We start from the raw sequence: 9907 nt of genomic DNA on the forward strand, positions 1-9907 counted from the left end.
CGCTTGACGCCAGGGCCCTGCGACCAGGCGGCCAACGCCCCGGCCGATGCCGGTGGGCGGTCTCCGTCAGCGCTTGGGGGAAGTTGTGGATGCGCCTGCACCGCAAGCGGGCGATGATCCGCCCCCATGTCGACTCCCCCGCCAGACGCCGCCTTCCGCCGCCGGCTTCACCGCATTTACGGTGCCTACACGATCGGCTTCGTGCTGCTGGTGGGTGTACTGGGGGTGCTGGAGCGGATGGGCATGCCCAAGCAGTGGCTGGGGTTCTCGTTCCTGCTGCTGACGGTGCTGATCTACGCCGGCATCGGCGTGTTCAGCCGGACCACTGACCCGGTCGAGTACTACGTCGCCGGCCGCCGCGTCCCGGCGTTCTACAACGGCATGGCCGCGGGCGCCGACTGGATGAGTGCGGCGAGCTTCCTGGGCATGGCGGGCAGCCTGTACCTCGCGGGTTACGGCGGATTGGCGTTCGTGCTCGGGTGGACGGGCGGCTTCTGCCTGGTGGCGCTGCTGCTGGCGCCCTACCTGCGCCGCTTCGGCGGCTTCACGGTGCCCGACTTCCTCGGCGCGCGCTTTGAAAGCCGCGGCCTGCGCGTGATGGGCGCCGCGGCCGCGGTGCTGGTGTCCTTCATCTATCTGGTCGCACAGATCTATGCGATCGGCCTGATCACGACGCGCCTGACGGGGCTGACCTTCGAGATCGGCCTGTTCGTCGGGCTCGGTGGCGTGCTGGTGTGTTCCTTCCTCGGCGGCATGCGGGCCGTGACGTGGACCCAGGTGGCGCAGTACATCATCATGATCGTGGCCTACGTCGTGCCGGTGATGTGGCTGTCGACGATTCAGACCGGCTCGCCGCTGCCGCAGTTCACCGCGGGCACCGAGGTCCGCGAGATCACCGTCCGCGAGCAGGAACTGCTGACCGACCCGAAGGAGCTGCAGGTTCGCGGGCTCTATGAGCAGCGCGCCAAGGACTTCGAACAGCTCATCGCCGAACTGCCGCACTCGCTCGATGCCGAGCGCCAGCGCGTCTCGCAGGTGATCGCGAAGTTGAAGTTCGAGGAGGCGCCGCTCGCGCAGATCCAGGCGGCGGAGAAGGTGCGCGCCGCGCTGCCGCGCACCGAGGCCGAGGCCCGCGACCTGTGGCAGCGAGCGGTCGCCGCGAATCGCCAGCGCGCCGAGCCGCTCGCCGGCATGCCGCTGCATGCGCAGCCTTTCGCCGGCGATCCCGACGGCACGCCGGCCGAGCAGGAGGCCTACACGTTGGCGCGTCGCAACTTCCTGGCGCTGGTGCTGGTGCTGATGGTGGGCACCGCCGGGCTGCCGCACATCCTGACCCGCTACTACACGGTGCCGACGGTGGCCGAGGCGCGGACCTCCGTCGCGTGGACGCTGTTCTTCATCGCGCTGCTCTACCTGTTCGCCCCGGCGCTGGCGGTGATGCTCAAGCACGAGGTCCTGCATCACCTGGTCGGTTCGCCCATCGCGGAGCTTCCCGGCTGGATGAAGCAGTGGATGCGGGTCGATCCCGGCCTGCTGAACATCCAGGACATCAACCAGGACGGCATCCTGCAGCTCGGCGAGCTGCGCCTGGGCGGCGACATCGTCATGCTGATGACGCCCGAGCTCGCGGGGCTGCCGTATGTGCTCTCCGCGATGGTGGCGGCAGGCGCGCTGGCGGCGGCGCTGTCGACGGCGGACGGGCTGCTGCTGACGATCTCCAGCGCGCTCTCGCACGACGTCTACTACCGCGTCCTGAACCCGCGCGCCTCGATGACGCAGCGGGTGACGATCTCCAAGGCGCTGCTGCTGGCGACCGCGCTCACCGCCGCCGCCGTGGCCGCGCAGAAGCCGGCGGACATCCTGCTGCTGGTGTCGGCGGCGTTCTCGCTGTCGGGATCGACGCTGGTGCCGGCGCTGGTGGCGGGCATCTTCTGGAAGCGCGCCAACAAGCAGGGCGCGGCGGCCGGCATGCTCGCCGGGCTGGGCATGACGCTGTACTACATGGTGAACGCGCACGCGGGCCTGCGTCAGGCGCTCGGCATCGGCGGCGACCCGCAGCTGTGGTGGGGCATCCAGCCGATGGCGGCGGCACTGTTCGGCTTGCCCGCGGGCATCGCGGCGCTGGTCCTGGTGAGCCTGCTGACCCCGCCGCCGTCGCCGACGGCCCGCGCGCTGCAGGCCCGGGTCACGGGCGCCACGCCCTGAGCGCCAGGACTTGCGAGCCTGCCCCGGGCGCGTTCCTGCCGGCTCACGCGCGGCAGGAAGTTCATGCCAGATGGACGGGGCGTCCAAACTGGTCTAGAATGCTCGATTCCCCTTGCCGGGCCCACGAGTAGACGCTGGGGTCCGGCTTTCAGGCCAAGGGCCGTTTCCTGGAACATCCCAGGGCGCTGTGCCGGAGGTCGTCGAAATCCATAAGGAGTTCGTATGCGTCATTACGAAATCGTTCTGCTGATCCATCCGGATCAAAGCGAACAAGTTCCGGCGATGCTGGAGCGCTACAAGGGCCTGGTCACCAACGGTGGTGGCAAGGTTCATCGCGTGGAAGACTGGGGCCGCCGTCAGCTGGCCTATCAGATCCAGAAACTGGCCAAGGCGCATTACCTGTGCCTGAACATCGAGTGCAGCAAGGAAATCCTGGCTGAAATCGAGACCGGTTTCCGCTTCAACGACGCCGTGCTGCGTCACCTGACCGTCGTCAAGGACAAGGCCGAGACGAACCCGTCGGTGATGATGAAGGCCGTCGAGCGCGAAGAAGCCCGCAAGGCCCCGCAAGAAGCGTCCGCCTGAGCTGACAAGCGCGACAACTGACGTTCCCGAATTTCTGACCTGCTGACTCACGGATCTTTCCCGCTCGCATGAACCGACTGGTACTGCAGGCGCAGATCCTCGAGATCGCGGCGATCCGATACACCCCCGCCGGGCTCCCGGCCCTGGACCTGATGCTCAAGCATGAGTCCACGGTCGACGAAGCCGGCTCCCCGCGCAAGGTCGCGATGGAGATCAAGGCGGTGGCGATCGGTGAAATCGTGAAGCGGGTCCAGGCGCTGGGCCTGACGGAGAAGACGGTGTTCACCGGATTTCTCTCGGCACAGCGACAGGGGCGGGGCACGGTGTTTCACATCACCGGCTTCGCGGACTGAACGGGACGGACAGGTCGCGCAGATCGTTTAAATCTGGATAGATAGCAGGAGTTCACTATGCCCCCGCCACGTGGTAAAGGTCGGTTCTCTAAGGACCGCAAGCCCAAGCGCAACCAACAATCGCTGCTGTTCCGTCGCAAGCGTTTCTGCCGCTTCACCGTCGCCGGTGTCGAGCAGATCGACTACAAGGACGTTGACGTCCTGCGCGACTTCGTCGGCGAAAACGGCAAGATCGTGCCCGCCCGCCTGACCGGCACGCGCGCCTTCTTCCAGCGTCAGCTGTCGGTGTGCATCAAGCGCGCCCGCTTCCTGGCCCTGCTGCCGTACAGCGACCAGCACAAGGTCTAAGGAGTCCACCCATGCAAGTCATCCTGCTGGAAAAAGTGGCCAACCTGGGTAACCTCGGCGACGTCGTCAAGGTCAAGGACGGCTATGCCCGCAACTTCCTGATCCCGACCCGCCAGGCGCGCCGCGCCACGGAATCGGCCATCAAGGAATTCGAAGCCAAGCGCGCCGAACTCGAGAAGGTCGCCGCCGAGAAGCTGGCCATCGCACAAGCCCTGGGCGAGAAGATCAACGGCAACACCGTGACGATCTCGCAGAAGGCTGGCGTCGACGGTCGCCTGTTCGGTTCCGTGACCAACGCCGACATCGCTGAAGCGCTGACCAAGGCCGGCACGGCCATCGTCAAGTCGCAAGTGCGTCTGCCCAACGGTCCGCTGAAGACCGTCGGCGAATTCCCGATCCAGGTTGCTCCGCACACCGACGTGGTGGTGGAAGTGACCGTGAAGGTCGTCGCCGAGATCGAGTAATTGCTCGACACACCCGTTGGGCGCTCTGCGCGTCCATCGGGGTTGTCACCGGATTCGCGGGTCACACGACCTGCAAAGATCGGGGCAACATCAAGAAAGCCGACAGCTGCGAAGCCGTCGGCTTTCTGCTTTTCCGGGGGTTGAGTTATCCCGCTCGCTCCACAAGCTATCAAAAGCTCATCCACAGGCTTGTCCACAATGTCCGCGATCTTCACCACGCCCGGATCCAGTGCCAGCGACAGCGAGATCGCGCGACTGCGCGTGCCGCCCAACTCGGTGGAAGCCGAGCAGAGCGTGCTCGGCGGCCTGCTGATCGACAACACCGCCTGGGACAAGGCGGCGGACACGCTCAGCGACACCGATTTCTACCGCTACGAGCACAAGCAGGTCTACGCCGCGATCGGCAAGCTGATCAACGGCGGCAAGCCGGCGGACGTGGTGACGGTGTTCGAGGAGCTGACCTCGCTCGGCAAGGCCGAGGAGTGCGGCGGCCTGGCCTACCTGAACGCGCTGGCGCAGGGCGTGCCGAGTGCGGCCAACCTGCGGCGCTATGCCGAGATCGTTCGTGAGCGCGCCATCCTGCGCAAGCTGGTCGCGACCTCGGACGAGATCGCGACCGCCGCGCTGAATCCCGCCGGCCGCGCGGTCAACGAGATCCTGGACGAGGCCGAAGGCAAGATCTTCCGCATCAACGAGGAAGGCTCGCGCGGCGGTACCGGCTTCCAGAGCATGGACCGGCTGATGGTCGAGCTGATGGACCGCGTCAACGAGCTCGCGGAGCAGGGCGCCGAAGACGTCACCGGCGTGCGCACCGGCTTCTACGACCTGGACCGCATGACGGCGGGCCTGCAGCGCGGCGACCTGATCATCCTGGCGGCGCGGCCGTCGATGGGCAAGACCGCCTTCGCGATCAACATCGGCGAGGCCGTCGCGATCAACGAAGGCCTGCCGGTCATCATCTACTCGATGGAAATGGGCGCGGCCCAGCTGGCCTTGCGGATGGTCGGTTCGATCGGCCGCATCGACCAGAGCAACCTGCGCACGGGCCGTCTGAAGGACGACGAATGGGGCCGGCTGGCCGAGGCCGTCGACAAGCTCGGCAACGCGCCGATCTACATCGACGAGAGCCCGGGCCTGTCGCCCAGCGAAGTGCGCTCCAGAGCCCGGCGCCAGGCGCGCATCTCGGGCCAGATCGGCCTGATCATCATCGACTACCTGCAGCTGATGAGCGGCAACGGCGGCGGCAGCGAGGAGAACCGCGCGACCGTGGTCGGCGAAATCTCGCGGGGCCTGAAGGCGCTGGCCAAGGAGCTGCGCTGCCCGGTGATCGCGCTGTCGCAGCTGAACCGCTCGGTGGAAACGCGGCCGGACAAGCGGCCGATGATGTCCGACCTGCGCGAGTCGGGCGCGATCGAGCAGGATGCGGACATCATCATGTTCATCTACCGCGACGAGTACTACACCAAGGACGAGTGCAAGGAGCCGGGCGTGGCGGAGATCATCATCGCCAAGCAGCGGAACGGCCCGGTGGGCACGGTGAAGCTGTCCTTCGTGAGACAGAACACCAAGTTCGAGAACCTCGCGCCGGGGTACGTGAGCCCGGGCGGCGACGAGTATTGATGCTCGCGTCCGGCGGTCGTCGCGACCCGCGTACGCCCTCGATCTTCGAGGGCGTTTTCACAAGGACGATCTGATCAACGAGGGTCGTTTCAGGCCAGCCTAAGTTTCGGGATTGAAATCAATCAACTAGTTGGTAGACTGGAGGCTATCGAACCGACCGGAACCGAATTCATCATGGCCTCCTCCTCCACATCCGCCGCCACCAACCTCCAGCAGGACCTCTGGCTCAGGCGCTACACGCTGGTCCGCGCGTTGTTCTCCATCGTCTGGGTGGCCGCTGCGGTCGTGATCGGCAGCAAGTCGCCCGCGATCGCCGCGGTATTGCTGGTCCTCTATCCCGCCTGGGATGCCGCTGCCAACTGGGTGGACGCGAACGCCAGCGGCGGCCTGCAGGCCAACCGCACGCAGCGCATCAACGTGTGGGCGAGCGGCCTCACGACGCTCGCCGTGTGCCTGGCGCTGACGGCGGGCATGAACGCCGTGCTCGGCGTCTTCGGGGTCTGGGCGATCGCGTCGGGTCTCATGCAGCTCGGCACGGCGCTGCGCCGCTGGAAATCGCAGGGCGGCCAATGGGTGATGGTCCTGAGCGGCGCGCAGTCCGCGCTGGCCGGCGGCTTCTTCATCGCGCAGGCGCAGAAGGCCGACGTCCCCTCCATCGTGAACGTCGCGGGCTACGCGGGCGTCGGCGCGCTGTACTTCCTCATCTCCGGCATCTGGCTGAGCGTGAGCCTGTCGCGCCGGGGGAAGCAGGCCGCTGCCTGATCCGATCACGGCCGATCACGGCCGATCACGGCGGCGGATACTGCGCCGCCGTGCGCTGGCCTTCCACGCCGACGCTGCGCTGCAGCCGCACGCCGAAGTTCCAGCCGAGCGTGCGCTGGTCCTTGCCCTTCTCCCGCACGATCAGCATCAGCGGCCGCCAGGTCGAATCCTGCGCCATCGTGCGGTCCGCATTCGCGCGCGCCTCGGCGGCGCCTGGCGCATCGCCGCGCAATTGCGCCAGACCTTCCAGCGCGCGGAAGGTGTCGATCCACGCCGACGCCTGCGGGCGCATCGAGAAGTTGATGTTGTACTGGCAGAGGCTGTCCTTCGGCAGCCCCTTCACCTTGGCCTCGAAGTCGCTCAGCAGCGACTCGGCCTTGTCGCGGTTGGCGCGTGTGTTCTTCTCGCCGCTCGCGTCGGGTTCCAGCGTCTCCACGCAGCGGGCGATCCAGTCGTCGCGGTTCTCGCGGACTTTCTGCAGCATCTGCGCCGGCGTGCTGAAGTGACGGTCCAGGTCGGCGTCCTGCTTTCCGCCGATCGTGAACGGCGAGACCGCGTTCTTCTCCAGGTTCCAGAACAGGTCGCGGTTCACGTCGAGCAGGCTCGGCATGCCGCCGCCGCTGATCGAGCCGTCCTTCCCGTCCTGGCCGAGTTTCACCTCCGACGGATTGGCGGGCGTCAGCGTGTTGACCTGGACACCGACCGACAGCTTCTGCTGCGCAGTGTCGCCCTTGTCCGCGGTCACCTGGATGTGGCCGCCGCGCTCGGTGCGTGATTCGGCGATCCGCTCCGCCTTGAGCGCCGCGCCGGCACTGACGCCCACGCGGTAGGTGTTGCCGTCGCCGCCCGCCAGCTTCAGGTTGGCGCCGGCGCTGACCTTGGTGACGAAGCTGCGCGTCAGGCTCTGACCGTGGATCTCGCCGAGGCTGACCTTGGGATGGCGATCCAGCACCGCTTCCAGCGGACCGGCGTAGTGCGGCGCGTCCTTCGGATGCACCTGGTCCCAGCGTACCCAGGAGTCGAGCACGCCCAGCATCTCCTTGCGCAGCTCGTCGTCCTTGCCGCGCTGGCGGAACAGCCGAAGGATGGTGCCCTCGGTCTCCTGGTGCGTGCGGCTCATCTTCTCTGTGGCGCTCACTTGCGCCTTCACCACGCCGGGCAGGTCCGGGCCGACGGCCACGCCGACGGTGGCTTCCGGGCCGCTCGCGCGCGTGCTGCCGAGCGAGATCTCCATGCCGAGGATCGGCATGAAGGCCTGGAAGAAGGCCTCCTCCTTGCGAGACCAGCCGGCCGAGACGATCGGCGACACGACCGGCGACGGCACGCTGTAGGGGAGCGAGGGCAGACCGCCGCCGACCACGCCGCCGCCGGAGAGCTTCACCTTGTCGCGCAGCTGCATCGACAGCAGGATGGGCTCGAAGTAGCGCACCACGTCCTCCTTGCTCTGGAAGCGTTTCTGGCGCGCGGCATCGGCCGCTTCGTGCATCGCGGCGTCGTGCCTGAGCGCGCCCTGGCGCTCTGCCGGCGCGGACTCCGCGAGCGTCAGCTTCACGTGGTCGATGACGGCACGCAGCGCGTCCGGCGCCGACGCGCCGTCCCTGGCGAGCTCTTCGAACAGCGGCGGCAGCGGGTGCTCGCGGTTGGGCTTGTGCAGGCGAGCAGGTTTGTTCGCGCTCACGGGGTTCTCCAGCCCATAGACCGCCGCGCGCAGCTCGCCGGCCTCGCTGCCCTTGAACTGCCATTGCGCCGGATGACCCTGGCCCTGTCGCGTGGCCCGCTCGGCCAGCGCCTGCGTCGCGGCGGCGAAGGCTTGTGCTTCCGGGGCGGAAACACCGACCGCGGTCAGGTCACGCGCCAGATCCGACCGCGCCCAGTCACCCAGCTCTCCAGCAGTCTTGCGCACGCCGCTGTCGGCCTGGCTGCGGTTCGTCGTCATGCCGAAGCTCTCGGCGATCGCCGTGGCGCGCTTGAGCCCTGCCGGTGTGAACGGCGTCTTGTGCCGGTGCGGCGTGACCGCGCGCTGCAACCACGATGCCGACGGCTCCTCGCGCGACAGCCACTCACCGATGGCCTTGTTCATGCGGGCATCGTGGCGGGCGTAGGGCGAGCCGGCGGCGTTGGAGAGACAGCCGTTGCGCACCGCGTGGTACGCCGCGCGCTCGGCGCCGGTGAACGCGGGCGCAGCCGACGTCGATGCCCCCGCTGATGTTGATGACGATGCGGGCGAAGACGACGCCGCGGCGATGTCCGCCGGCGGCTGTCGCGCGACGCGCTTCGCGCCCGCCAGCCACTGGCGCACGGCGGCGTCCGGTTCCACGCGCTGCGCAGCGTCGGCCGACCAGAAGCTGCGCATGGCCTGCAGCGTCTCGCTGTCCGGCATGCTGCCTTGCGGATCGCCGAGCAGATGTACCACCTCCGCGCCGCGCGGCAGCACGCTCGCCTGGCGCAGCAGGTTGCGGACGTCCGATTCCGCCTGCGTGGGCTCGTGGCCGGCGCGGCCATCGAGAAGACGCTCGGACAGGCCATCGGGATGATGATCGGGCAGGTCGGCCACGCCTTGCATCCAGTCGCGCGTCGGACGCGACTGCAGCGCCGCCAGCGCCTCCCGCGCGCGCGTGGCGTCGCCTTTGCAGACCACCGACAGCAGCTCGGAGGCGATCTCCATGACCCCGATCGACGGCAACGCGTCCGCCGACGGATTGGCGGGGCGGCCGGTCACCGCCTTGAGCAGCAGGGCGCCGAAGCGGGCGTTCTCGACGGCCGGCGCGAAGCCGCGCGGTCGCGTCGCCTGGACCTGCAAGGCCTGCGCTTCCCGTGCGTCGAACGCCGCCTGGGCGACGGCCGGGTCGGGCGGCGTGTCGACCTTCGACGCCAACGTGATCGAGGCCTGCAGCACCGCCGACACGCCCGCGTCGGTGGCGTGCAGCGTGGCGCGCGCCGCCGCGACGTGCGCATCGTTTGAGCCGCCGGGTTGGCGCAATTGCGCGATCGCCGCCGATCGCGCGCCGTAGAGCGCCTCCTTGGTGTCGTCCAGCCGCTGCCGGACGAAGCGATCCTTGTCCACCAGCTGCTGCCGGGCCTGGACCTCGGCGGCCAGCGGCTGGAGGCCGCCGGCGACGGCCTGCGTGATCGAGCCGCGGGCCTCCAGCACGGGCGTGGCGTTCCCGGGTTGCGGCTTGTCCGCGTGCGTGCTGGCCTTCTCGGTCAACGGGCGAGGCTTGAGCCAAGGCACGAGGGTGGTGGCGAGCCGGTTCCCCGTCGAGCGCGTCGGCGCATCCCAGGGGGACGGCGTGCGCGGCGGCAAGCGCTCGTTCAGGCCTTGCGCCTGGATGGACAGGGCCGCGAGCTGGCTGGTGGTGTCCGTCGGAGCCTGCGTCTTCGGCGTCGGCAACGATGCGCGCACCGGACGCTCCACGGTGCCGCCGACGCCGGGCACGATGGCGTTGAATGCCACTTCGCGACCGAACACGGCGCGCTTCGCGCGTGCCGGCAGGCCCTGCAAGGCACCGGAGGTCGAGGGACTCTTGCCCGCGGCGGTGGGCGTCAGCGTCGATGACGTCGATGCCGTTG

8 protein-coding genes are annotated in these 9907 nt (G+C 68.4%); 7 read left to right on the forward strand and 1 reads right to left on the reverse strand.

All coding sequences use genetic code 11. The features are described 5' to 3' along the window. The first annotated feature begins 126 nt into the window (after positions 1–126). From VF536_RS02965 to VF536_RS02995, 7 genes are all read left to right on the forward strand, one after another. Positions 127–2205: a sodium:solute symporter family protein gene (locus VF536_RS02965; RefSeq protein ID WP_331613301.1), complete on the forward strand. Its 2079-nt coding sequence runs from the start codon at positions 127–129 to the stop codon at positions 2203–2205. 222 nt (positions 2206–2427) lie between these two features. After that, entirely contained in the window at positions 2428–2790 is a 363-nt protein-coding gene (rpsF, locus tag VF536_RS02970; protein ID WP_067275442.1) for a 30S ribosomal protein S6, read from the forward strand. Positions 2791–2858: 68 nt separating this feature from the next. After that, on the forward strand, positions 2859–3143 hold the full coding sequence (gene priB, locus VF536_RS02975; RefSeq protein WP_331613302.1) for a primosomal replication protein N: 285 nt from the start codon (positions 2859–2861) through the stop codon (positions 3141–3143). Positions 3144–3200: 57 nt separating this feature from the next. Further along, the gene (gene rpsR, locus VF536_RS02980) at positions 3201–3491 is read left to right on the forward strand and encodes a 30S ribosomal protein S18 (protein ID WP_067275431.1); all 291 of its coding nucleotides are present in this window, start codon (positions 3201–3203) and stop codon (positions 3489–3491) included. Between the two features lie 11 nt (positions 3492–3502). Continuing rightward, positions 3503–3955, forward strand: a complete 453-nt coding sequence (rplI, locus tag VF536_RS02985) for a 50S ribosomal protein L9 (protein WP_331613303.1) — start codon at positions 3503–3505, stop codon at positions 3953–3955. Between the two features lie 198 nt (positions 3956–4153). Continuing rightward, positions 4154–5575 (forward strand): replicative DNA helicase, encoded by a 1422-nt coding sequence (dnaB, locus tag VF536_RS02990; protein WP_331613304.1) that lies wholly within the window; start codon positions 4154–4156, stop codon positions 5573–5575. A 174-nt stretch (positions 5576–5749) separates the two neighbouring features. Further along, complete coding sequence (locus VF536_RS02995; RefSeq protein WP_331613305.1) at positions 5750–6337, forward strand: DUF308 domain-containing protein; 588 nt, start codon at positions 5750–5752, stop codon at positions 6335–6337. 25 nt (positions 6338–6362) lie between these two features. On the opposite strand, the gene VF536_RS03000 is transcribed toward VF536_RS02995, so the two are convergent. After that, positions 6363–9907 (reverse strand): hypothetical protein (locus tag VF536_RS03000; protein WP_331613306.1); only part of this gene is annotated, 3545 nt, incomplete at its 5' end.

It is taken from the genome of Roseateles sp. (assembly GCF_036486225.1).
Taxonomy (GTDB): Bacteria; Pseudomonadota; Gammaproteobacteria; order Burkholderiales; family Burkholderiaceae_C; genus Roseateles.

Coding starts and splice junctions, on each gene's coding strand:
- VF536_RS02965 (WP_331613301.1), top strand. CDS start 127: ATGTCGACTCCCCCGCCAGACGCCGCCTTCCGCCGCCGGCTTCACCGC.
- priB (WP_331613302.1), top strand. CDS start 2,859: ATGAACCGACTGGTACTGCAGGCGCAGATCCTCGAGATCGCGGCGATC.
- rpsR (WP_067275431.1), top strand. CDS start 3,201: ATGCCCCCGCCACGTGGTAAAGGTCGGTTCTCTAAGGACCGCAAGCCC.
- VF536_RS02995 (WP_331613305.1), top strand. CDS start 5,750: ATGGCCTCCTCCTCCACATCCGCCGCCACCAACCTCCAGCAGGACCTC.
- dnaB (WP_331613304.1), top strand. CDS start 4,154: ATGTCCGCGATCTTCACCACGCCCGGATCCAGTGCCAGCGACAGCGAG.
- rpsF (WP_067275442.1), top strand. CDS start 2,428: ATGCGTCATTACGAAATCGTTCTGCTGATCCATCCGGATCAAAGCGAA.
- rplI (WP_331613303.1), top strand. CDS start 3,503: ATGCAAGTCATCCTGCTGGAAAAAGTGGCCAACCTGGGTAACCTCGGC.